The organism is Ilyobacter polytropus DSM 2926 (assembly GCF_000165505.1).
Lineage (GTDB): Bacteria > Fusobacteriota > Fusobacteriia > Fusobacteriales > Fusobacteriaceae > Ilyobacter > Ilyobacter polytropus.
This window is the reverse complement of record NC_014632.1, coordinates 1,622,775-1,644,252: the sequence shown is the minus strand read 5'-3', so window position 1 is coordinate 1,644,252 and position 21,478 is coordinate 1,622,775. Positions and strand designations below refer to the sequence as shown.

23 protein-coding genes are annotated in these 21,478 nt (G+C 35.1%); 21 read left to right on the top strand and 2 right to left on the bottom strand.

Annotation, left to right across the window (positions count from 1 at the left end; all coding sequences use genetic code 11):
* The first annotated feature begins 119 nt into the window (after positions 1–119).
* Positions 120–1,625, top strand: a complete 1,506-nt coding sequence (locus ILYOP_RS07695; RefSeq protein ID WP_013387976.1) for a YifB family Mg chelatase-like AAA ATPase — start codon at positions 120–122, stop codon at positions 1,623–1,625.
* Positions 1,626–1,691: 66 nt separating this feature from the next.
* Here the strand turns inward: ILYOP_RS07695 and ILYOP_RS07690 are convergent, their stop codons facing one another.
* Positions 1,692–3,056, bottom strand: a complete 1,365-nt coding sequence (locus ILYOP_RS07690; protein WP_013387975.1) for an aspartate-alanine antiporter-like transporter — start codon at positions 3,054–3,056, stop codon at positions 1,692–1,694.
* 449 nt (positions 3,057–3,505) lie between these two features.
* Between ILYOP_RS07690 and ILYOP_RS07685 the strand changes: the two genes are divergently transcribed.
* The 3 genes from ILYOP_RS07685 (at position 3,506) to ILYOP_RS07675 (ending at position 6,628) form a co-directional block, all read left to right on the top strand.
* Positions 3,506–3,790, top strand: a complete 285-nt coding sequence (locus ILYOP_RS07685) for a DUF1294 domain-containing protein (protein WP_013387974.1) — start codon at positions 3,506–3,508, stop codon at positions 3,788–3,790.
* Between the two features lie 345 nt (positions 3,791–4,135).
* Positions 4,136–5,932, top strand: a complete 1,797-nt coding sequence (locus ILYOP_RS07680) for a PTS sugar transporter subunit IIA (RefSeq protein ID WP_013387973.1) — start codon at positions 4,136–4,138, stop codon at positions 5,930–5,932.
* A gap of 144 nt (positions 5,933–6,076) precedes the next feature.
* Entirely contained in the window at positions 6,077–6,628 is a 552-nt protein-coding gene (locus ILYOP_RS07675; RefSeq protein ID WP_013387972.1) for a ferritin family protein, read from the top strand.
* Between the two features lie 120 nt (positions 6,629–6,748).
* Here ILYOP_RS07675 and ILYOP_RS07670 read toward each other — a convergent pair whose 3' ends face one another.
* On the bottom strand, positions 6,749–7,465 hold the full coding sequence (locus ILYOP_RS07670) for a protein kinase family protein (RefSeq protein WP_013387971.1): 717 nt from the start codon (positions 7,463–7,465) through the stop codon (positions 6,749–6,751).
* A 109-nt stretch (positions 7,466–7,574) separates the two neighbouring features.
* Here ILYOP_RS07670 and ILYOP_RS07665 point away from each other — a divergent pair, with 109 nt between their 5' ends.
* The 17 genes from ILYOP_RS07665 to fabF all read left to right on the top strand — a co-directional run bounded on the left by ILYOP_RS07665 (position 7,575) and on the right by fabF (position 21,470).
* Complete coding sequence (locus tag ILYOP_RS07665; protein ID WP_013387970.1) at positions 7,575–8,516, top strand: RluA family pseudouridine synthase; 942 nt, start codon at positions 7,575–7,577, stop codon at positions 8,514–8,516.
* A 20-nt stretch (positions 8,517–8,536) separates the two neighbouring features.
* Positions 8,537–9,139, top strand: a complete 603-nt coding sequence (locus tag ILYOP_RS07660) for a ribonuclease HII (protein ID WP_041921219.1) — start codon at positions 8,537–8,539, stop codon at positions 9,137–9,139.
* A gap of 79 nt (positions 9,140–9,218) precedes the next feature.
* Positions 9,219–9,578, top strand: a complete 360-nt coding sequence (locus ILYOP_RS07655) for a YraN family protein (RefSeq protein ID WP_013387968.1) — start codon at positions 9,219–9,221, stop codon at positions 9,576–9,578.
* Positions 9,568–9,759 carry a zinc ribbon domain-containing protein gene (locus ILYOP_RS07650; RefSeq protein ID WP_013387967.1) on the top strand — a complete coding sequence of 64 codons (192 nt, stop codon included), beginning with the start codon at positions 9,568–9,570 and terminating at the stop codon, positions 9,757–9,759. Before ILYOP_RS07655 ends, ILYOP_RS07650 begins: the two co-directional genes overlap by 11 nt.
* Entirely contained in the window at positions 9,734–10,384 is a 651-nt protein-coding gene (locus tag ILYOP_RS07645; protein ID WP_013387966.1) for a ComF family protein, read from the top strand. Before ILYOP_RS07650 ends, ILYOP_RS07645 begins: the two co-directional genes overlap by 26 nt.
* A gap of 15 nt (positions 10,385–10,399) precedes the next feature.
* On the top strand, positions 10,400–11,011 hold the full coding sequence (locus ILYOP_RS07640; RefSeq protein ID WP_013387965.1) for a hypothetical protein: 612 nt from the start codon (positions 10,400–10,402) through the stop codon (positions 11,009–11,011).
* Between the two features lie 270 nt (positions 11,012–11,281).
* Complete coding sequence (gene tpiA / locus ILYOP_RS07635; RefSeq protein ID WP_013387964.1) at positions 11,282–12,040, top strand: triose-phosphate isomerase; 759 nt, start codon at positions 11,282–11,284, stop codon at positions 12,038–12,040.
* A 77-nt stretch (positions 12,041–12,117) separates the two neighbouring features.
* Positions 12,118–13,641 (top strand): 2,3-bisphosphoglycerate-independent phosphoglycerate mutase, encoded by a 1,524-nt coding sequence (gene gpmI / locus ILYOP_RS07630; protein WP_013387963.1) that lies wholly within the window; start codon positions 12,118–12,120, stop codon positions 13,639–13,641.
* A gap of 270 nt (positions 13,642–13,911) precedes the next feature.
* Positions 13,912–15,006 (top strand): redox-regulated ATPase YchF, encoded by a 1,095-nt coding sequence (gene ychF, locus ILYOP_RS07625; RefSeq protein WP_013387962.1) that lies wholly within the window; start codon positions 13,912–13,914, stop codon positions 15,004–15,006.
* A gap of 189 nt (positions 15,007–15,195) precedes the next feature.
* Positions 15,196–15,684 (top strand): YceD family protein, encoded by a 489-nt coding sequence (locus tag ILYOP_RS07620; protein WP_013387961.1) that lies wholly within the window; start codon positions 15,196–15,198, stop codon positions 15,682–15,684.
* A 33-nt stretch (positions 15,685–15,717) separates the two neighbouring features.
* A complete protein-coding gene (gene rpmF, locus ILYOP_RS07615; RefSeq protein ID WP_013387960.1) occupies positions 15,718–15,900 on the top strand; it encodes a 50S ribosomal protein L32 in 183 nt (60 codons plus the stop codon).
* Positions 15,901–15,986: 86 nt separating this feature from the next.
* The gene (plsX, locus tag ILYOP_RS07610) at positions 15,987–16,991 is read left to right on the top strand and encodes a phosphate acyltransferase PlsX (RefSeq protein ID WP_013387959.1); all 1,005 of its coding nucleotides are present in this window, start codon (positions 15,987–15,989) and stop codon (positions 16,989–16,991) included.
* 1 nt (position 16,992) lies between these two features.
* Positions 16,993–17,985 (top strand): beta-ketoacyl-ACP synthase III, encoded by a 993-nt coding sequence (locus ILYOP_RS07605; RefSeq protein WP_013387958.1) that lies wholly within the window; start codon positions 16,993–16,995, stop codon positions 17,983–17,985.
* Positions 17,986–18,068: 83 nt separating this feature from the next.
* Entirely contained in the window at positions 18,069–18,974 is a 906-nt protein-coding gene (gene fabD, locus ILYOP_RS07600) for an ACP S-malonyltransferase (protein ID WP_013387957.1), read from the top strand.
* Between the two features lie 55 nt (positions 18,975–19,029).
* Positions 19,030–19,779 (top strand): 3-oxoacyl-[acyl-carrier-protein] reductase, encoded by a 750-nt coding sequence (fabG, locus tag ILYOP_RS07595; RefSeq protein ID WP_013387956.1) that lies wholly within the window; start codon positions 19,030–19,032, stop codon positions 19,777–19,779.
* Between the two features lie 94 nt (positions 19,780–19,873).
* A complete protein-coding gene (locus ILYOP_RS07590; protein WP_013387955.1) occupies positions 19,874–20,098 on the top strand; it encodes an acyl carrier protein in 225 nt (74 codons plus the stop codon).
* Positions 20,099–20,231: 133 nt separating this feature from the next.
* Positions 20,232–21,470: a beta-ketoacyl-ACP synthase II gene (gene fabF, locus ILYOP_RS07585; RefSeq protein WP_013387954.1), complete on the top strand. Its 1,239-nt coding sequence runs from the start codon at positions 20,232–20,234 to the stop codon at positions 21,468–21,470.
* The last annotated feature ends 8 nt before the right edge of the window (positions 21,471–21,478 follow it).

The following is a 21,478-nucleotide window of genomic DNA, read 5'->3' as shown; positions in this document are numbered from 1 at the left end:
TATTTTAATTTTTCAAATTCAGTTAGATATTTTTTGTTTATCTAGTCTGCAGAAATAAAAAAGGAAAGTTTATGAGAAAAAGAAAAAACATAGGGAAAAGTATATAGTGGGGTGATAAAATGCTTGCGAAAGTTTTAAGTTCGGGTTTCCTGGGTATAGATCCATACCAGGTGGAAGTGGAAGTAGATATAAGCAATGGGCTACCGGTCTTTAATATAGTTGGTCTTGCAGATGCAGCAATATCAGAAAGTCGTGAAAGGGTAAAGGCTGCAATCAAAAACTGCGGTTTTAGTATGAATCCAAAAAGAATACTTGTGAACCTTTCTCCTGCAGGGATTAAAAAAGAGGGACCACAGTTTGATCTGCCTATAGCAATAGGAATAATGAGGTCTTTTGAATATATCAAAGATGATACTAGACTTTCGGATTATATGTTTATAGGGGAGCTGTCTTTGGGAGGGAGCGTAAAAAGAACCAGTGGAGTCATAAATGCAGTGATATGTGCAAAAGAAAAGGGAATGAAGGGGATAATCATTCCAAGGGAAAATATGAGGGAAGCCTCAATGATAGAGGGTATAGAGGTTGTACCGGTGAGAAATCTGAAAGAGGTCCTAGAGTTCATTGATGACGGCAAGATCCAAATCTACAATGAAGAACTTATAGATGAATGTAAAAAAAATAATTATAGTTTTGATTTTAAAGAGGTAAAGGGACAGTATGCTGCTAAAAGAGCTCTGGAAATATCTGCAGCAGGAGGGCACAATCTCTTTATGGTGGGAAGCCCGGGATCAGGTAAGTCAATGCTGGCCAAAAGACTTCCTACAATAATGCCAAACATGACCCAGAAAGAGATTGTAGAATCGACAAAAATATATAGTAGCAATGGACTTTTAAATGATACCTTCCCCATTGTGAACAAAAGGCCATTTAGAAATCCCCACCATTCATCATCGGTTGTTGCACTGGTAGGCGGAGGAAGAGTTCCTAAAGCAGGAGAGATAACTCTGGCTCATACAGGGGTACTTTTTTTAGATGAGGCTACAGAGTTTCCAAAGAATGTATTGGAAACACTAAGGCAGCCGGTGGAGGACAGGAAAATTTCCATTACAAGAGCATCTTATAGGGTTGATTTCCCAACAGATTTTATTTTGGTATTGGCCAGTAATCCATGTAATTGTGGTTTGCTTTTTGAAGATGGAGGAAAATGTACCTGTACTCAACATCAGATAAATAACTATAAGAAAAAAATCTCAGGTCCAATTGTTGACAGGATGGATCTCTATGTTGAAGTTAAAAAACTCAAAACAGAAGAGCTTTTAAATTATGGTGAAGGGGAATCTTCTGAAACTATAAGAAACAGAGTGGAGGAAGCCAGGGAAAAGCAGATCATGAGAATGGGAGAAGGGAAGCTAAATTCGAATATGACCCAAAAAGAGATAAAAAAATATTGTAAACTAGATGAAGAAAGTCTGAAGTTATTGAAAGATGCCATTGAAAGTCTTGGTCTTTCTGCTAGGAGTTATGATAAAACTTTGAAAGTGGCAAGGACAATAGCAGATCTTGAGAAAAGAGAATCTATAGATAAAGGGGATATTTTAGAGGCTTTATCCTATCGGAAAAAATAAATATAAAAAAATAAGAAAATAAAAAATGGCAGTGAATTCACTGCCATTTTGATATTTTTATAGGTATTACATTGGTAATTTATGTAGAATTATTGTAAATAATACCATTCCAAAGAGTGCAAATGGATATGTAGCTCCGTATCCTGCTGCTGGGTCATCATTACCTACTGCATCGATTGCCACTCCTAGTCCAGGAGTAGATGTCATACCACCACAGATAGCTCCTGAAAGCATGATCCAGTTGATTCCCATAGCGTATTTACCTACGATGAATCCGATTGTCATTGCGACAACTCCAACCATTAGTGAAACAAATGCTAGGAAAAGTCCTGATCCAGTAAGTGAATCGATAACTGCAAATCCATATCTAAGCCCTACTATGGCAAGGAAAAGAGCAAGTCCTACTTCTCTTATAGCTGCAAGGATTTTCTTATCCATTCTAAAGTGGAACATTCCAACTTTACCGATGTAACCAAATACTAGAGATGCTATTAGTACTCCTCCTGTAGAACCAAGTCCAAAGTAACCTAGAGGTCCTAAGAATATTTTGATCTTACCGATAAAGTAACCTACTGCACATGCAAGTATAAATGCTGTAAGGTCGAAAGTTACTGTTTCTATCTCTTTTACTCCGCCAGCTGCTTCTGCTGCTGCCATCTCTTCGTTAAACTTTTTATATTCTTCATCTACATTAAGTCTAAATAAAATTGGAAAGAATCTCATAGCTAAGATAACTATTATTACTCCAAATGGATATCCAATAGCGTGTCCTACTCCAACTCCAGCTTCTGCTTTTACTACAAATTCATCAATTTGTGCAGGTGTAAGAGATGTTGTATTGTCAAGAGTTACTCCCTCTTCACCAAGGATATTTAATATTCTTCCTTTATCATGATCATCTAATTCACTATACTCTTCAGCCCATCCTTTAGCGTGCTCTCTAGCTGTCTCGATGGCGGCTGCAAGTCCCGGAGAACTTGTAAGTGCCCCTGTGTAAACACCTGAAACCTCATAAGGGCTAGCATTTTTACTCATAAGAGTAAGTCCGTAAGTAGTAGCCGCTCCTAAAAGAGTGATGATAAATCCAAGAATTATGAATTTTGCACCATATTTTTTAATAATAATACCGATTTTGTCCGCTGCAAGAAGTCCAACAGCTGCAACGAATAGTATCAAGAAAAGTAAAAAGAACATCTTATCTACAACAGATATTTTTAAAAGCTTTTCGGCCGCTTTTACATGACCTGCAACATCCCCTGCAGCGACAGTATCCACTGCCATTTTTCGTACTGCCCATCCCATTCCAAGTCCTGTAAACAATGTTCCTGAAGTTCCTATTTTTAGAATCTTACCGAGTATCATTCCTGTAACAACAGCAACAAACATTAAAACAAACTGGTCCATCATAAAAGCAATCAAATCAAATTTCATTAAACTCCTCCTTTAATTTTTACTTTCATTTTTTAAAATTTGTAATTATTTTGTCAATTGGCAGAAAAAAACCTTTGACTAGCTACAGTTAGAAAATCCTTGAGCACCTCCTAGTATAAAGTTTAGAATTAAAAAAAGGTCTCAATGGATGAAACCCAAAATTTTGAAAGGGTCCTCTAAATAACAGAACATAATAAATAGATGTTATTGAAGACCTTGCTACAACACAAATATATTACATTTTTTTGTGTTTGTAAATATAAAATCAATAAAAATCTTTTGTGAACAGAACAATATGTTCTAATAATACAGGATAAAAAGGATAGGTTCTTTTATTTTTTTTAAGGTCTTTGGTAAACTGCTTTGGCAGAAACAAAAGAAAATATTGAAAAAAAATTATTTTGATGTATATTAGAATGACTTATAAAATAATTTAAAGGAGACAACTAATGAAAATTACTTTTTTAAAAATACTTTTTATTTTTCTGGCTGTAATGAATATTTCTACATTTACCGTATATTCCTTTGACAAGGTTCAGGCTAAAAATGACAGAGATAGAGTTTCTGAACTAAGGCTTATGCTTATGGCTTTATTTGGAGGAAGTATAGGGGCTTTTATAAGCATGAAATTTTTTAATCATAAGACGAGAAAATGGTACTTTAAATATGGTATCCCTCTTATGGCGTTGATTCATTTTGCCTTGGTTATATTTATATGGGCTAGACAAAAATAAGGCAGGAAGGTAGACTTTGAAGCTACCTTTTTTTATTGCCAAAATATATGATTCTAAAATATGAATTTTCTATGGAACGCTCTTTGAAATATGTATTGTATTTGACTTTTTATAATGATTTATGAAAGGGGGTTTTGTAAAAAACATTGAAAATAATTCTATTATAAACTATAATCATAAAAACTTTTTATAAACAATGAAATAATTGGTTGTGATAATTCTTATTAAACATTGTTAAATATATATTGAAAAACACCCTGCAAATGAAGTATTATAGTAATGTGATTACAAAAATTTATTTTGAATTGAATCCTTTTAATATAAACAAAAATATAGGAGGAAAAAATGGGATTAGAATTTATGAAAGTTCAGATACTGGCAATAGGTATGCTGATATTGGGAGCTTATGCAGTTGGAGTTCTTGCCAAAAAGCTAAATATAGGTGAGACGATTGGACAGATAATAGGTGGAATGCTTATAGGACCACACTTTTGGTTTTTGGTTCACGACTGGGTAGTAAAAAATGAATTTGTGAGATCGGCATCGTTTTTTAATAAAATGGAAGAACTTTATAGCCATGGATTTGAAAGTTATTCTCTGGTTATAGAAGAAAGTCATTTTTTTGTATTTTTCTTTCTGGGAGTAATAGCATTTTCCCTTGGAGAAGAACTACATTTTGACAGATTGAAAAAAGTAGGAATTAAGTCTACAGTGATCTGTGTGGGACAGGCCTTACTTACCTGGATATCACTTTCCCTTGTATTTTGGAAAGTGTTTAACTTCACAGCTATAAACTCTCTCGTGGTTGGATCTATAGGAATAGCAACTGCCCCTGCACTAACCTTTGTTCTTATGAACAAACTAAAAGTAGAGGGGAAACTCAAAAATCTCTTGGCAAATATAGTAGTTTTAGATGATATTATTGAAGTCGTATTTTTCTCGGTATTTCTTGGGATAGCCGTTATGACCATGGAGGGAGAATCACTTTCGATAGGGCATCTGGCTTATGAAGTAGTTAGGGAACTGATTCTTGCCTTTGTTATAGGGTGGATTATATTTATGCTTCTTAAATTTACGGTGAAACCTGGAAAAGTCAAAAGCGAAGAAGGACTTGAGGTAGATGTAGATAGTTTTTACGGTCCTATGCCCTCTATTGAATTATTCTTTATAGTTGTTGGTTTTGTAGCAGTTGGATCTGCAGCGGCACTGCATTTTCATGTTCCGTTTTTAGTTACTGCAGTTGTAGCAGGGGCGTTGGTATCAAATTATCATTTCCACGCAATATTTCATTCTCTGCAGTTAAGTAATATAATGCCTGCATTAAATCTTTTTTTCTTTGCCCTTATAGGTGCAAGTGTGAAGTTGGAAACTTTTTCTAAGGAAACTTTTATATATGTAGCAGGATATCTTGTTGTAAGAGGTTCGGCAAAATTTATAGGTACCTGGATAGGGTGCTATGCTACAAAACAGGAAAAAGAGATAACCAACAGTCTACCAAAACTTATGCTTCCTCAGGCTGGAATGGCTGCAGTTGAAACTATTCTAGTAGCTACAGTGTTAAAGGGACATGGTGGCGAAATGATATTTAATACTATCATTCCTGCTTTGGTAATATTTGAAATCGGAGGAGCGTGGCTTTCAGAAAGAACACTGTTGAAATGGAAAGAGTATATTAAAAGTATTCAGAGTAAGTCTGAGAAAAAATCAGATCATTTTTCAATAGAAAAGATACTAACAGGAAATGTTATAGAACTTGAAGCTGGAAATAAAGAAGAAGCCATAAATAATCTGGCAGATATAATAGGGGAAAAAGGTGTTGTAAAGGATGTCCATGAGGTCGCCCATGCCATAATGGCAAGAGAGAAACTAGCAAGTACATCGCTTGGAAAAGGCGTAGCTATACCTCACTGCAGAACAGATGAGGTAAATGAGACAATATGTGTATGCGGACTTATTAAAAATCCTGTCGAGTGGGATTCACCAGATGGAAAACCTGTAGATATAGTATTTCTCGTGATAACTCCAAAGGAGAAACCACAAGAATATCTCAAGGTGGTAAGAGCTATAATAACAACTATAAAAAAACTGGATTTGGACGGCAGAGTCAATCATGATCTTCTAAGAAATATCCTGTTAACTTAATGACATAAAAACGAGGAAGCTGAGCTTTCTCGTTTTTATGTATAAAATCAAAAAATATATTGACAAAAAGTTTATCAGAGGATATAATCCTGACACAAGTACAAAAATGTAACTATAACAAAAATGGAAAATTGGGAGGGTATAATGTCAAAATTCAGATGTACAGTATGTGGGGAAGTTTTAGATGCAGGTATAGAGGTGTGCCCAGTATGTAAGGCAGGAAAAGATAAATTTGAAGAAATAAAAGAAACGGGTGATATGATTTGGGCAACTGAGCATATTTTAGGAGAGGGTCTTGCGTGCGGTGACGAGCAGATTATAGGGGATCTAAGAGCTCATTTTTCTGGAGAGTGTACAGAGGTAGGTATGTATCTTGCTATGTCAAGAGTTGCAGACAGAGAGGGATACCCAGAAGTGGCAGAGGCTTACAAAAGAATCGCTTTTGAAGAGGCTGAACATGCTGCTAAATTTGCAGAACTTTTAGGCGAGGTAGTTACTGATTCAACAGAAGAAAACCTTAGAAGAAGAGTAGAAGCTGAATACGGAGCAACTTCAGGTAAATTTGATATAGCTAAAAGAGCAAAACAACTTGGATTTGATGCTATTCACGATACAGTTCATGAGATGGCAAAAGATGAAGCGAGACACGGAAAAGCTTTTAAAGGATTACTTGAAAGACATTTCACAAAAAAATAATTTTTGCTTTAAACTGCCTCTGAAATTCAGGGGCTTTTTTTATTATTGTGAACAGGAAGTTATAAATGGAAAAATAAAAGACCCTGTCTCTGAAATCAAAGCGGGTCATTAAAAATATTCTTAACTTTTATTTATTTTTCTTTTTATTCTTCTTATGGCCTTTTGAAGTGGATATCCTTTGAAGATCCAGATTTTTCTAATTTTATTGAAATTTTCAAGGAATTTTTCTTTTTCTGGATCAAGATTTTCTGAACATATCAGTTTCCAGGATTTATAAACTCCGGAAATGTCAGAATCTTCTAGTATTTTTCTAAATTTTTTTGGGAGATATTTTGTACCAAGACTAGACTGAAAATCTATTATATATGGGGTTTCATCTTCACCTTTTATAATGTTTCCCAAGTTTCTCAGATCTAAGTGTACAAGATTTTTCTTGTGTATCTCTCGGATTCTTTTTTCCAATTCTATAAAAAATTCTTTAGGGAGTTTTGTGTCCTTCTTTTGGATTTCAGCTAAGGGGGTTCCTTTGATATAAGAAAACGCAACTGTATATCTTCCTAGGAGAAAGGCTTCTGAAGCGACTCCTGACATACCTTCTAAAATTTTGAGTGTATTACATTCAAACTTTGTCATAATTATTCCGACAGTTATTCTCACAGGCCACGGACAATGGGAAAAATCCTTTATTGTGAGATCGGTATTTTCTTGACAATATCTAAAAACATAGGCATTTGCAAACTTTCCCTTATTCAAAAGTGTGAGTTTACTCTCGTCGATATCTGTTCTATTAAGTTTATTTTTTAAAAGTTTAATGATATAATTGTTTAATCTGATCATTATTGATATTCTCCTGACTTTAATTGTGGTTGGTTTAAAAACCGTATTATAAAATTAGTATTATCAGACTATAATAAACTAGATTCTTATAAAAGTAAAGAGGTGAACAATGAAAAATTATAAGGAGCAAGACACTATTTATGCAGAGAACAGTGATAAAGGAAAAAGATTAGACGCCTTCGTAAATGAATCTTTTGATTACCTGACACGTTCCTATATTCAGAAGTTGATAGAGCAAAGAGATATAATAATAGAAGGAAAAGAAAAAAATAAAAGTGGAAATAAATTAAAAGGGAATGAAAAAATTCTTGTGAGAATACCTGAAGACGAGATGTTGGATATAGAACCTCAAGATATACCCATAGAAAAAGTTTATGAAGATAAGGATCTAGTCGTAATCAATAAGGCTCCGGACATGGTAGTTCACCCTGCTCCGGGAAATTATTCCGGAACACTGGTAAACGCCCTTATGCACAATATAAAAGATCTGTCTAACATAAATGGAGTAATAAGACCTGGGATTGTTCACAGGCTAGATAAGAACACGAGTGGTCTTATAGTAATAGCAAAAAATGATTTTTCACACTTAAAATTATCAGACATGTTTAAAAATAAAGATATTTCAAAAACTTATATTTGTATATGTAAGGGTATATTTTCTGAAAAAACTGGAAGAATAGAAAATCTTATAGGAAGAAATCCCAAGAACAGAAAAACTATGACGGTGGTTCAAAAAAATGGTAAAAATGCGATTTCAAACTATAAAATTTTAGATGAGGCTGGTGATTTTTCCCTTGTAGAGGTAAAGATAGAAACAGGAAGAACTCATCAGATAAGAGTTCATATGAAAAGTATTAATCATCCTATACTTGGAGACGAGGTCTATGGAAAGCCTAGTAAAATATGCAAAAGGCAGATGCTTCACGCTTACAGGTTAGAATTTCATCACCCTTTAAGTGGAGAAAAAATGACAGTATTTGGGGAGATACCTGAAGATTTTAAAAACGCAGCAAAAAAAACAGGCTTGGATATAAATAAAGTTAACATTTAGGAGGAACCCATTTGAATACTATGTATGAGTTTGACATGGAATACGGCGATATAATAGGAATAGACGAAGCAGGGAGAGGGCCCCTTGCAGGACCAGTAGTAGCAGCTGCCGTAAAGATAAAAAAATATGTAAAAGAATTTGATATGATAAATGATTCTAAAAAATTAAGTGAGAAAAAAAGAGAACTTCTTTTTGATGTTATAATTGAAAACTGCCATGTGGGAGTAGGGGTTGTCAATGAAAAAGATATTGACAATTATAATATTTTGAATGCTACATTTATGGGGATGATAAAGGCTATAGAAGATATTTCAGAAGAGGGGATATCTTTTGAAAATGTCTTGGTTGACGGAAATCATAAAATAAGAGAATATAACAATAGACAAACCCCTATAATAAAAGGGGATGGGAAAAGTCTAGCTATAGCTGCAGCCTCTATAATTGCAAAGGTGACAAGAGACAGGATCATGGTGAAGTATGATGAAAAATATCCTGAATATGGATTTGCAAAGCATAAAGGCTACGGAACAAAACAACACAGGGAAGCTATATTAAAAAATGGAGCCTGTCAATGTCACAGAAAAACTTTTCTAGGGAACATACTAAAGCCCACTCTTTTTTAGCAGATTATTTGAAATACATGGTTAAATAGTATATAATTTATAAAAGAATATCCTTGGAATAATAAGGGGATGAAATTGTATGCACAATAGGGAAAAGGGTGACATATATGAAGCTAAAGCACTTGAATTTTTAAAGGAACAGGGATATGCTTTCCTTGAAAAAAATTTTCGTAGTAAATATGGAGAGATAGATATTATAGTGGGGAAAGATGAAGTCACTATTTTTGTGGAGGTTAAATATAGAAAAAGCAATAGGTTTGGAAGTGGGATGGATGCTGTAGACACGAGGAAACAAAGGAGAATATACCTGACTGCAATGAAGTATATCCAGGAAAAAAATCTAAAGGATGCAGAGTTTAGATTTGACCTTATAAGTTTTGACAGGGAAGAACTTATATGGAATAGAAATGTAATTTGGGGGGATAGTATTGGATTTTAAATGTCTTAAATGCGGCAATGAAAAATATCAAGTGAGAACAACATTTTGTGCGGAAAAAACGCCTGGATTGAAACTTGAGCTTGGTACATATTATCTTAAAATATGTCTTAACTGTGGCTATACTGAGATGTATTCTGCAAAGGTGTTGGATAAGGATGAAGAGCTTAAACCTGAATATTAGAGATTTTTTCTTTTCAAATGACTGTGTCTTTTGCAGTGAAAAATCTGAAGAAAAATACAGATATCTATGTCACAAATGTTATAAGAAATTAGAGAGGAAAATATCGCTTAGAAACTCTGGAAATTACTATTATGTTTTTGATTATGACAAAGATATAAAAAGACTAATTGGTTTTTTTAAACTTCAGAACAGAAGGTATATAAGCCAGATTTTTGGTGATTTAACTGGAAAATATCTGAAAGAAATAATAAAATTTGAAAAAATAGATGTAGTAATACCTGTACCTATAAGTATAAAAAGGAAAAGAGAAAGAGGATTTAACCAGGTAGAAGATATTTTGAAATATTTGAAAATACCATATGAATCTGTTGAAAGAGTTAAAAATACAAAACCTATGCACCAGTTACTTGATGAAGAGCTGAGAAAAGAAAATATAAAAAATAGTTTTGAAAGTAACTTGAAGGTTCATGGGAAAAGAATTCTTTTGATAGATGACATAGTTACCACAGGAAGCACAGTAAGAGAGCTTACTAAAATTTTAAAAACCTGCGGGGAGCCTAAAAAGATTTTGGTTTTCTCTTTAGCGGCAGCTAAAACAGCAGTGAATAACAAGGTATCTTTTTAGATGGGAGTAAACGTTATGGATATATTGATAGACAACAAGAAAATAAATTTTGAAAAAAAAGATTTTAAAACTTTAGGACTGGTAATAGAAGAGGTTAATAGACTTCTGGAAAAAGAAGGTAAAATGCTATATAACATCTATGTGAACGGGCAGTTGCTGGCTGAAAATAACATGGTGGGGGGAGAAAAAATAAATGTTGTTGAAATTCTCACAAAGAGCCCTAAAACCATAATATTAGAAGCTATTTCCGATATGGAAATTTACATTGAAAAATATTTTGAAACTATAGATCTTTTAGACCTTGAAATGGAAGTGGAAAATGATCTGAGAATGATTAGTGTATCCTTTGAAGTGGTGGCAGGACTGGACTGGATATATAATATTCTTATGTCTATAAAGGAAAATACAGCCTTGGACCTATTGTATGAAGATTTTGATGAGATAATAAAAGACTATGAAGGATGTATGAACAATATATCCCAGGCAATGGAATCAAAAGATACTTATGTTCTACAGGAGATTTTAGAATACGAAATGAGCGATCTTTTAATGGAGCTAAAAGAAAATATAGAAGGATATTATGAAAATATCTTGAAAGAAGAGATGAGAGATAGGAAATTTGCATAAATGAGTGGTTTTTACCACTCATAATTTTTTTGCAAAAAAGATCTCTGATCCTTTATAAGTATGTGGTGTAAGTAAGAATATTAAAATAATTATCCTTGTAAGGGAAAGTTGAACAATAAAGTTATTTTCTAACTTAATATGACAAGATTCAGATAAATAGTAAAAATAGGACACAATGAGGTTAAAATATAACCATATGCATAAATTGAAAAAAGCCATTGAATGTGTTAGAATTTCTTTGAGAAGTTATAATTATTAGGGGGTATATTAATGAGAAAAACAATCGTAGCAGGAAACTGGAAAATGAACAAAACAAACTCAGAGTCGGTGGAGATGCTGACAGAATTAAAAGAATTAGTAAAGGGAATGAATAATGTAGGAATAGTTTTAGGTGTACCTTTTACCGCACTTTCAGACGCAGTGAAGGCTGTAGAGGGATCAGGCATAGAAATAGCTGCACAGAACATGAATCCAAATGAATCAGGTGCATTTACAGGAGAGATAGCTCCAAGTATGTTAACTTCTATAGGGGTTAAATATGTGATTCTAGGGCATTCTGAAAGAAGAGAATATTACAAAGAATGTGATGAATTCATAAATGAAAAGGTAAAGGCTGCTCTTAAAAACGGACTAACTCCTATTCTTTGTATAGGGGAAAAATTAGAAGATAGAGAAAGTGGAAAGACTGATGAAGTTAATGAAAAACAATTAAGAGGCGGAATGGCTGGTTTGACAGCGGAAGAAGCTGCAAAAGTTGTAGTTGCTTATGAACCAGTATGGGCTATAGGAACTGGTAAAACAGCTACTCCTGAGATGGCTCAGGAAACTCATAAGGCCATAAGAAACTTCTTAGCTGATATGTTTGGAGCAGAAGTAGCAGAAGAGATAACAATTCAGTATGGAGGATCTATGAAGCCTGCAAATGCTGCTGAACTTATGGGTCAGACTGACATAGACGGAGGACTTGTAGGTGGAGCATCATTAGAAGCTTCTAGTTTTTCTAAAATAGTAGAAGCAGGAGTAAAATAATATTTAAACAACCAGAAAGTGGTGTTGTATTTTAAAAAATATGGCACCACTTAATTCTTGAATAGGAGAGGTGAATTATGAGTAGAAAACCCGTAGTTTTAATGATTTTAGATGGTTGGGGTTTAAACGATAATTTAGACCAAAAAAACGCCATCAGAGAAGTAAATCCTAAAGTGTTTAATAAACTAATAGCAGAATATCCTAACTCTAAATTGAAAGCTTCAGGAGAGGCTGTGGGTCTTCCTGAAGGTCAGATGGGAAATTCTGAAGTAGGGCATCTAAATATCGGAGCTGGAAGAGTGGTATATCAACCATTGGTAAAAATAAGTAAAGATATAAAAGAGGGAGATTTTTTTGAAAATAAAATTTTAAAAGAAGCTTATTCTTCTGTGAAGGAAAGTGGAAAGGCACTTCATCTAGGGGGACTTTTGTCAGACGGAGGAGTTCACTCTCATATAAACCACCTTGTGGGGCTTGTAAAAATGGCGAAAATATATGATCTTGAAAAAGTATATGTTCATGCATTTTTAGACGGAAGAGATACACCACCTCAGTCGTCTATAGGTTATATTAAGACATTGGAAAATGAAATGAAGGAGATTGGAGTAGGTAAGATTGCTACAGTTTCTGGAAGGTATTATTCTATGGACAGAGATACAAACTGGGACAGAACTAAGCTGGCGTATGATGCAATAGCTAAGGGAGAAGGGGTAAAAGCAGAATCTGCAGAATCTGCAGTTGAAGCAGCCTATGCTAAGGGAGAAACGGATGAATTTGTGATCCCGAGTGTTGTTGTAGAAGGGGCGGCATTGTCAGAGGGAGATGTTTTTATAAACTTCAACTTCAGACCAGATAGAGCAAGACAGATAACCAGAGCTATAAATGATAGAGAGTTTACAGGATTTGAAAGAGATTATATCGGTGTTGAGTTTACATGTATGAGACAGTATGATTCTACTATAGAGGCTGCAGTAGTTTACACAGATGAAGAGCTTGTTAATACTTTCGGTGAAGTTGTATCTAGAGCCGGACTTAAGCAACTTAGAACAGCCGAAACTGAAAAATACGCTCATGTAACTTTCTTCTTTAACGGAGGAAAAGAGGCTCAGTATGAAGGTGAGGAAAGAAAACTTGTACCATCTCCGAAGGTTGCTACATATGATCTTAAGCCTGAAATGTCAGCTTATGAGGTAACTGAAGGGTTAGTAAATGCCATTGAAAATGATCTTTACGATGTAGTGGTTGTGAACCTTGCAAATCCTGACATGGTAGGACATACAGGTGTCTACGAGGCTGCTAAGAAAGCTATAGAAGTTGTGGATGAATGTTTAGGGAAGGTAGCCGATAAGGTAATCCAAAAAGACGGGGCACTTCTTGTTACGGCAGACCATGGAAACGTAGATCTTATGGAAGACCCTACGACTCACGTACCTTTCACGGCTCATACAACAAACGATGTACCTTTCTTACTTATTTCAAACAGGTATAAAAACTCTAAGGTGAAAGAGGGTAAGTTAGCTGATCTTGCACCAACTATGCTAGATATATTAAACATAGAAAAACCTGCAGAGATGACAGGAGAAACACTTATAGTGAAATAAATGAACATAAAAATCCCTGGGATACTCCCGGGGATTTTTATGTTTCACAAGCTTTTTTATAAAAAGATGAAAAAATAGAAAAATAAATTATAATTATATTTCAACGGATTTGTATGGATCCGTACTATTAGAATGAATCATTGTGTGACTATCACAGGTGTAGCTCTTTTGTAAGGAAAGGTTTCTGGAAAACTTGATCAGGTTTACAAAGTTTTGAATGTATGATAAAATTGATAGGAAAAATTTTGATATTTTAGGAGGAGAAATTTAATGATTGGAATAGGAATTGTGGGTCTTCCTAATGTTGGAAAATCGACACTCTTTAATGCCATAACAAAGGCAGGGGCTGCAGAGGCTGCAAATTATCCATTCTGTACAATCGAACCGAATATCGGTATGGTTACAGTGCCTGACAACAGACTAGATGCTTTGTCAGAGATAATAAACCCTCAGAGAGTTCAACATGCAACAGTAGAATTTGTAGATATAGCAGGTCTTGTGAAAGGGGCAGCAAACGGAGAGGGGCTCGGTAACAAGTTTTTGTCAAATATAAGATCGACAGCGGCTATATGCCAGGTAGTAAGATGTTTTGAGGACGAAAATGTGGTTCATGTAGAGGGATCTGTAGACCCTATCAGAGATATAGAGGTTATTAACTCAGAACTTATCTTAGCTGACTTAGAAACTATAGAAAGAGCTATAGAAAAACAATCAAAACTTCTCAAGGCAAAAAATAAAGATGCGGTAAAAATAATGCCGGTTCTTGAAAAATCAAAAGCTCACTTAGAAGAATCTAAACTTTTACAAACGCTAGATTTTTCAGAAGAGGAATTTCAGTTACTTAAGGTATATCAGTTTCTTACATTGAAGCCAATGATGTTTGCAGCTAATGTTGCAGAAGATGATCTTGTATCAGGAAACGAGTATGTGGAAAAGGTCAAGGAATACGCTAAAAGTTTAGATGCAGAAGTTGCAATCGTATCTGCGAGAGTAGAGGCTGAACTTCAGGAAATGGATGAAGAAGACAAAGCCATGTTTTTAGAAGAACTAGGTGTAACGGAACCAGGTCTTAATAGACTAATAAGAGCTGGATTCAAACTTCTAGGGCTTCAGACTTATTTTACCGCTGGCGTAAAAGAAGTAAGAGCCTGGACAATAAAAATAGGAGATACTGCTCCTAAAGCGGCTGGTGAGATTCATACTGATTTCGAAAAGGGCTTTATAAGAGCAAAAGTTGTGGCTTATGAGGAATTTGTGAAAAATAACGGCTGGAAGGGCTCACAAGAGGCTGGAGTATTAAGGCTTGAAGGAAAAGAGTATATTGTTAAAGATGGAGATCTTATGGAATTTCTTTTTAACGTATAATGTGATCATCTTTTATTATTTTATTTCTTAATATCGGGAATATTATTTTTTAGAAAGCTTGAAAAAAAATGGAAACTTTGGTAGAATGAACTGCTAAATAGTTTTAAAACCTTTGTTAAGAAAAATTACTTGACAATTTTCGAAATTATCAGTAAAATAACTGAGTGTTTTATAATGAGGAGGGTAACCTTGATTATAAAAATAGATGAAATAAGGGCTAGTCAAAACCAAAGAGTTGACTTTGATTTTACAATAAGTAAAATTGAAGGACTTACACTTGCAGCTCCAACTGAAATCAGAGGTTATGCAAAAGTTGAAAATGAAGGTTTTTTTGTCTGTGGTGAATACAGGTCAAAATTGAAAACACCTTGTGTGAGATGTTTGAAGGATATATCTTTAGATGTTTCCGGAGAGTTTCAAGGATACTTTGTAGAATCTAAATCTTTTAAAAAATACTTGAACTCCCTAGAAGCTGAGTGTAAGATTGATGAAGTGGAACTAGGAGAAGCTGTCGATGGCGAGATTGATGTTGCTAGACTTGTCAGAGAGCATATTATATTGGAAATGTCTCCTTACCCGGTGTGTGAACCTGAATGTGATGGTTTGGAAGAGATGGAAAAATATAAAGATGATGGTGTAGACCTTAGATGGAAAGAGTTGTTGGGATTAAAAAACTAAATTTAAATAAGAATTGATTAGGAGGGACTAAGAATGGCAGTACCTAAGAAGAAAACTTCTAAAGCTAAAAAGAACATGAGAAGAGCTCATGATGGATTAACAGTTACAGGATTAGCTACTTGTGACAAATGTGGAGCTCCTAGAAGACCTCACAGAATTTGTTTAGAGTGCGGAGATTACAACGGTAAACAAGTATTAGCTAACACAGCTGAGTAATTTCTAAAAAAAAGACGGGATGAAAATCTTGTCTTTTTTTTTATTTTGATAGAATGATAAGGGATTTTATATTTTAGGAGGTATAGATGAAAGTAGCATTAGATGCTATGGGAGGAGATTTTTCTCCTATGGAGGCGGTGAACGGAGCTGTAATGGCGCTAAATGAGATGAGCCACCTTGAGATAATACTTGTAGGAGACAAGACTTTAATAGATGAAGAATTAAAAAAGCACAATTATGATAAAAGTAGATTATCAATAGAACATACTGATGAAACAATAGAGATGCATGAAAAAATGAGTCCGGCTATGGCAGTGAGGAAGAAACCTAAAGCCTCAATGAATATTGCTATAGATTGTGTGACTCAGGGAAGAGCCCATGCTATAGTATCAGCAGGTAATACAGGAGCTCTTATGACATCTAGTCAGATGAAATTAAGACGTATAAAGGGCGTTTTAAGACCGGCTATTACGACTATATTCCCATCAAAACACGGTCATCTTGTTATGCTAGATGCAGGAGCAAATGCAGACTGCAAGCCTGAGTTTTTAAATCAGTTTGCACTTATGTCAAAAGTATATGCTAATGTGCTCTTAGATATTAAAAATCCTAAGATAGGACTCCTCAATATAGGTGAAGAAGAGGGTAAAGGAAATGAAATTACAAAAGAAGCCTATACTCTGATGAAAGAAAATGATAGAATAAACTTTGTAGGCAATATGGAACCTCGTGATATGATGGAAGGTGAAGTTGATATAGTTGTAACAGATGGATTTACTGGAAATATTGTCTTGAAAACAGGAGAGGGAGTTGTAAAATTTGTTTTCGATTTTTTAAAACAAGAGATAAAGAGCAGTTTTGTTTTGAAAATAGGTGCACTTCTCTTGAAGCCTGTTTTTAAAAGAATGAAAGAAAAAATGGATTCATCAGAATATGGTGGGGCACTTTTCCTTGGACTCAACGGGATATCTATAAAGGCTCATGGAAATTCCGATGGGAAAGCATTCAAAAATGCTATAAAAGTAGCAGAAAAATTTGCTGAGGCAGATCTAACAGCGAAACTTAAGAAAGTAATCGATAAGGAGGCCTAGAATGAATGTAAAAAGTGCAGGAATATTAGGTATGGGTATTTATGTTCCTGAAAAAATTATGACCAACCTTGATTTTGAAAAAGAGTTGGACACAAGTGATGAATGGATAAAAAGTAGAACAGGTATAGAGGAAAGAAGATTTGTAGCTGACGACCAAGCAACTTCGGACCTAGCTTCCGAAGCTTCCAAGAAAGCCTTAGAATCAGCTGGGATGAAACCTGAAGATATTGATATGGTTATACTTGCAACTTGTACTCCAGATTATCTGATACAAAATACTGCTTGTATAGTACAAAAAAAAATAGGAGCAGTTAATGCAGCTGCCTTTGATATCCAAGCTGCGTGCAGTGGGTTCGTATATGGGCTCACAATAGCGTCTGGAATGATAAAGGCTGGAATGTATAAGAAAATACTTGTGATAGGTGCAGAAGCCCTCTCAAGAGTTGTAGATATGCAAGACAGAAATACTTGTATACTTTTCGGAGACGGTGCAGCAGCAGCAGTTGTAGGAGAAGTAGAAGAGGGGTATGGTATTCTTTCTAGCTACATAAAATCTGAAGGTGAAGACGATGAAATCTTGAGAATGCCTGCTGGAGGAACTAAGAGGCCGGCAACAATTGAAGAGGTTGAAAATAGAGAAACTTTCTTAAAAATGAAAGGTCAAGACGTATTTAAGTTTGCAGTTCAAGCACTTCCCAAAGCTACACGTGAGGCACTTAAACTTGCAGGCAAAGAGACTACCGATCTTCATATGGTATTCCCACACCAGGCAAACAAAAGAATTATAGAGTCTGCCGCAAAAAGATTGAAAATTCCAGTAGATAAATTTTATATAAACCTAAATAAATTTGGAAATACATCTGCAGCTTCTATCGGACTGGCTTTAGGAGAAGCTCTAGAGAAAGGTCTTGTAAAGAAGGGAGACGTTATAGCCCTCACAGGATTTGGAGCTGGTCTTACATATGGTTCTGCAGTTATAAAGTGGGCTTATTAAAGTAGAGTGTTTTTAAGAGGTTGACATCAAGTTGACCTTATGATATATTGAGATTACATGTGTAATTAATTAAGGAGGAAGTTATGTCTAAAATTGCATTTGTTTTCCCTGGACAAGGAGCTCAATACGTTGGCATGGGAAAAGATTTATATGAAAACAATGAAATAGCTAAAAAGTATTTTGATGAGATTTTTGAGAATATGGAAATTGATCTTAAAAGAGTTATGTTTGAAGGACCTGAAGAGGATTTGAAACAGACTAAATATACTCAGCCTGCTATTGTGGCTATGAGTCTTGTTCTTGCTAAATTGATGGAAGAAAAAGGGATTAAAGCTGACTATGTAGCTGGACATTCAGTAGGAGAATACGCTGCTCTAGGATCTGGAGGATACCTCTCTCTAGAGGATGCCGTAAAACTAACTGCATTCAGAGGAGATACTATGAATACAGTTTCTCAGGAAGTTAACGGTACTATGGCTGCAATTATAGGAATGGAAGCAGCTAAAATCGAAGAAGTTTTAGCAGGGGTTGACGGCGTGGTAGAAGCTGTAAACTTTAACGAACCTGGACAGACAGTTATAGCCGGTTCGGTAGCTGCTATTGAAAAGGCTTGTGAAGCACTAAAAGCTGCAGGAGCAAGAAGAGCATTAATACTTTCTGTATCTGGACCTTTCCATTCTTCACTTATGAAGCCAGCTGGAGAAAAACTTAAAGCTGAAGTTGAAAATTACGAATTCAAAACAGGAACAGCAAAGCTTGTAGCAAATACAACTGCAGAAGTTACAACTGATGCAGAAGAGATCAAAAAAGAGCTTTATGACCAGACTTTTGGACCTGTAAGATGGGTTGAAACTGTAGAGAAGCTAAAATCTGAGGGAGTTGAAAAGATCTATGAAATAGGTCCTGGGAAAGTTCTCAAAGGGCTTATCAGAAAAATAGACAAGACCTTAGTGGTTGAAAATATAGAAAAATTAGAAGACCTAGCATAAGTTTATTTTTAAGTTTAAAATAAAATAATTAAATCCCTTTAACAAGGAGGAACAAATGATTGATTTAAAAGGAAAAGTAGCAGTAATAACTGGTTCTGCAAGAGGAATCGGAAGAGCTGTTGCCGAAAAGTTGGCGCAGGCCGGTGCCAATCTTGTAATTACTGATATACTTGCAGAAATAGGTGAAAAAACTGCCAAAGAGATCTCTGAAAAATACGGGATAGAAGCTATATTCGTTCCTGGAAATGTTGTTTCAAGTGAGAGCATGGCAGAACTTGCTTCCAAAACTCTAGAAAAGTTTGGAAAAATAGATATTCTTGTTAACAACGCAGGAATTACAAGAGATACACTTTTCATGAGAATGAAAGAGGAAGATTTTGATCTTGTTATGAATATCAACCTCAAAGGAACTTACAACTGTACACAGGCTTTCTTTAAAACAATGGTAAAGCAAAGATTTGGAAGTATAATCAATATGGCATCAGTTGTGGGACTAATGGGAAATGCCGGTCAAGTTAATTATTCTGCTTCGAAAGCAGGTATGATAGGAATGACTAAATCTCTAGCAAAAGAAGTAGGAAAAAGAGGAGTAAGAGTAAATGCTGTAGCTCCAGGATATATTCAGTCTGAAATGACAGATGTATTAAGTGAAGATGTAAAGAAGGAATTTGCAAAAAACATTCCTATGGGTTCAATGGGAACCCCTGAAGATATTGCAAATGCTGTACTGTTTCTTTCTTCTGACCTTTCTAGCTATATTACAGGTCAGACTTTAAGTGTAAATGGCGGAATGTTAATGCCTTAAAGGCGTTTAAGATATAAAAATCTTGAAAAATAACATTAAATTTGATACTATCATAATAGAAAAAATTAATGAAAAAATCCAAGGAGGAAAAAGAATGTTAGATAAAATTAAAGAAGTAGTAGTAGATCAATTAGGTGTAGACGCGGATCAAGTAACTCTTGAGGCGAACTTCGTAGACGATTTAGGAGCGGATTCACTAGATACAGTTGAGCTAATTATGGCTTTTGAAGAAGAATTTGACGTAGAAATTCCTGATACAGAAGCTGAAAAGATCAAAACTGTTCAAGACGTAGTAAACTACATCGAATCTAATAAGTAATATTTTAAGATTATAGGGGTAATTAATTACCCCTATAATTGTATTTATAGAAAATTGAAAAAACCGCTTATTATAGTGGGTTCTCTCATTTACGATAAAATAAAAAAAGTTTCATGAAGAGGTGAAGGATAAAGTGAGAAGAGTTGTAGTAACTGGAATAGGCCTTGTAACTGCTTTGGGAACAGGGGTAGAAAAAACTTGGAAATCAATAAAAGAAGGAAAAACTGGAGTGGGAAAGATTGAATCTTTTGACGCTACTGATAATCCTGTAAAGGTTGCAGCTGAGGTAAAGGATTTTAATCCTGCTGATTTTGGAATTGAAAAAAAAGAAGTAAAAAAACTTGCTAGAAATTCTCAATTTGCTATTGCAGCTTCAAAAATGGCAATTGAGGACTCAAAACTTGAAATTACTGCTGAAAATGCAGAAAAAGTAGGGGTTATTGTATCTTCTGGTATAGGTGGTATAGAGGTAATGGAGCAGCAGCATGAAATAATGCTGAATAAGGGGATAAAGAGAATATCACCTTTTACAATACCTGCAATGATATCAAACATGGCAGCAGGAAATGTGGCTATATACACAGGAGCAAAGGGACCAAATAAAGCTGTTGTAACTGCTTGTGCGGCAGGAACACACTCTATAGGGGATGCTTTTGAGACTATCAAAAACGGAAAAGCAGATGCAATGATCGCCGGAGGTACAGAAGCCTGCATTACTAAGTTTGCTATTAACGGATTTGCAAATATGAAAGCCCTTTCAACGAGAAATGATGAGCCAGAAAAAGCATCTAGACCATTTACAGCTGACAGAGACGGTTTTGTAATGGGAGAAGGAGCCGGAATAGTAGTACTAGAGGAACTTGAATCTGCTAAGGCTAGAGGAGCCAAAATCTATGCTGAAGTTGTAGGATATGGTGAAACTTGTGATGCATACCATATAACATCACCAGCAGAAGGTGGAGAAGGCGGAGCAAGAGCTATAAAAATGGCCCTTGAACAAGGTGGAATAGACTTGTCTGAAGTGGACTATATCAATGCCCACGGAACTTCTACTCCTGCAAATGATAGAAATGAAACAGCTTCAATAAAAACAATATTTGGAGATCATGCATATAACCTTGCAGTATCTTCAACTAAAGGAGCCACTGGACACGGTCTAGGGGCAGCAGGAGGAATCGAAGGAGCATTCTTAGCACTTGCTATAAGCGAAGGAATATTACCTCCTACTATAAATCATGATACTCCAGATCCAGCTTTGGATCTTAATTATGTACCTAATGTGGCTGTGGAAAAAGAAATAAGAGTAGGTCTTTCAAACTCTCTAGGTTTCGGAGGACACAACGCAGTTATTGCAATGAAAAAATATAAATAAGAGGTGTG

Bases quoted from the DNA above. Each gene is read 5' to 3' on its own strand.
- fabG (WP_013387956.1), top strand. From the start codon at position 19,030: ATGATTGATTTAAAAGGAAAAGTAGCAGTAATAACTGGTTCTGCAAGA.
- ILYOP_RS07680 (WP_013387973.1), top strand. From the start codon at position 4,136: ATGGGATTAGAATTTATGAAAGTTCAGATACTGGCAATAGGTATGCTG.
- ILYOP_RS07660 (WP_041921219.1), top strand. From the start codon at position 8,537: ATGTATGAGTTTGACATGGAATACGGCGATATAATAGGAATAGACGAA.
- ychF (WP_013387962.1), top strand. From the start codon at position 13,912: ATGATTGGAATAGGAATTGTGGGTCTTCCTAATGTTGGAAAATCGACA.
- ILYOP_RS07590 (WP_013387955.1), top strand. From the start codon at position 19,874: ATGTTAGATAAAATTAAAGAAGTAGTAGTAGATCAATTAGGTGTAGAC.
- ILYOP_RS07605 (WP_013387958.1), top strand. From the start codon at position 16,993: ATGAATGTAAAAAGTGCAGGAATATTAGGTATGGGTATTTATGTTCCT.
- gpmI (WP_013387963.1), top strand. From the start codon at position 12,118: ATGAGTAGAAAACCCGTAGTTTTAATGATTTTAGATGGTTGGGGTTTA.
- plsX (WP_013387959.1), top strand. From the start codon at position 15,987: ATGAAAGTAGCATTAGATGCTATGGGAGGAGATTTTTCTCCTATGGAG.
- ILYOP_RS07655 (WP_013387968.1), top strand. From the start codon at position 9,219: ATGCACAATAGGGAAAAGGGTGACATATATGAAGCTAAAGCACTTGAA.
- ILYOP_RS07675 (WP_013387972.1), top strand. From the start codon at position 6,077: ATGTCAAAATTCAGATGTACAGTATGTGGGGAAGTTTTAGATGCAGGT.
- rpmF (WP_013387960.1), top strand. From the start codon at position 15,718: ATGGCAGTACCTAAGAAGAAAACTTCTAAAGCTAAAAAGAACATGAGA.
- ILYOP_RS07685 (WP_013387974.1), top strand. From the start codon at position 3,506: ATGAAAATTACTTTTTTAAAAATACTTTTTATTTTTCTGGCTGTAATG.
- ILYOP_RS07690 (WP_013387975.1), bottom strand. From the start codon at position 3,056: ATGAAATTTGATTTGATTGCTTTTATGATGGACCAGTTTGTTTTAATG.
- tpiA (WP_013387964.1), top strand. From the start codon at position 11,282: ATGAGAAAAACAATCGTAGCAGGAAACTGGAAAATGAACAAAACAAAC.
- ILYOP_RS07645 (WP_013387966.1), top strand. From the start codon at position 9,734: ATGAAGAGCTTAAACCTGAATATTAGAGATTTTTTCTTTTCAAATGAC.
- ILYOP_RS07665 (WP_013387970.1), top strand. From the start codon at position 7,575: ATGAAAAATTATAAGGAGCAAGACACTATTTATGCAGAGAACAGTGAT.
- ILYOP_RS07695 (WP_013387976.1), top strand. From the start codon at position 120: ATGCTTGCGAAAGTTTTAAGTTCGGGTTTCCTGGGTATAGATCCATAC.
- ILYOP_RS07640 (WP_013387965.1), top strand. From the start codon at position 10,400: ATGGATATATTGATAGACAACAAGAAAATAAATTTTGAAAAAAAAGAT.
- fabD (WP_013387957.1), top strand. From the start codon at position 18,069: ATGTCTAAAATTGCATTTGTTTTCCCTGGACAAGGAGCTCAATACGTT.
- ILYOP_RS07670 (WP_013387971.1), bottom strand. From the start codon at position 7,465: ATGATCAGATTAAACAATTATATCATTAAACTTTTAAAAAATAAACTT.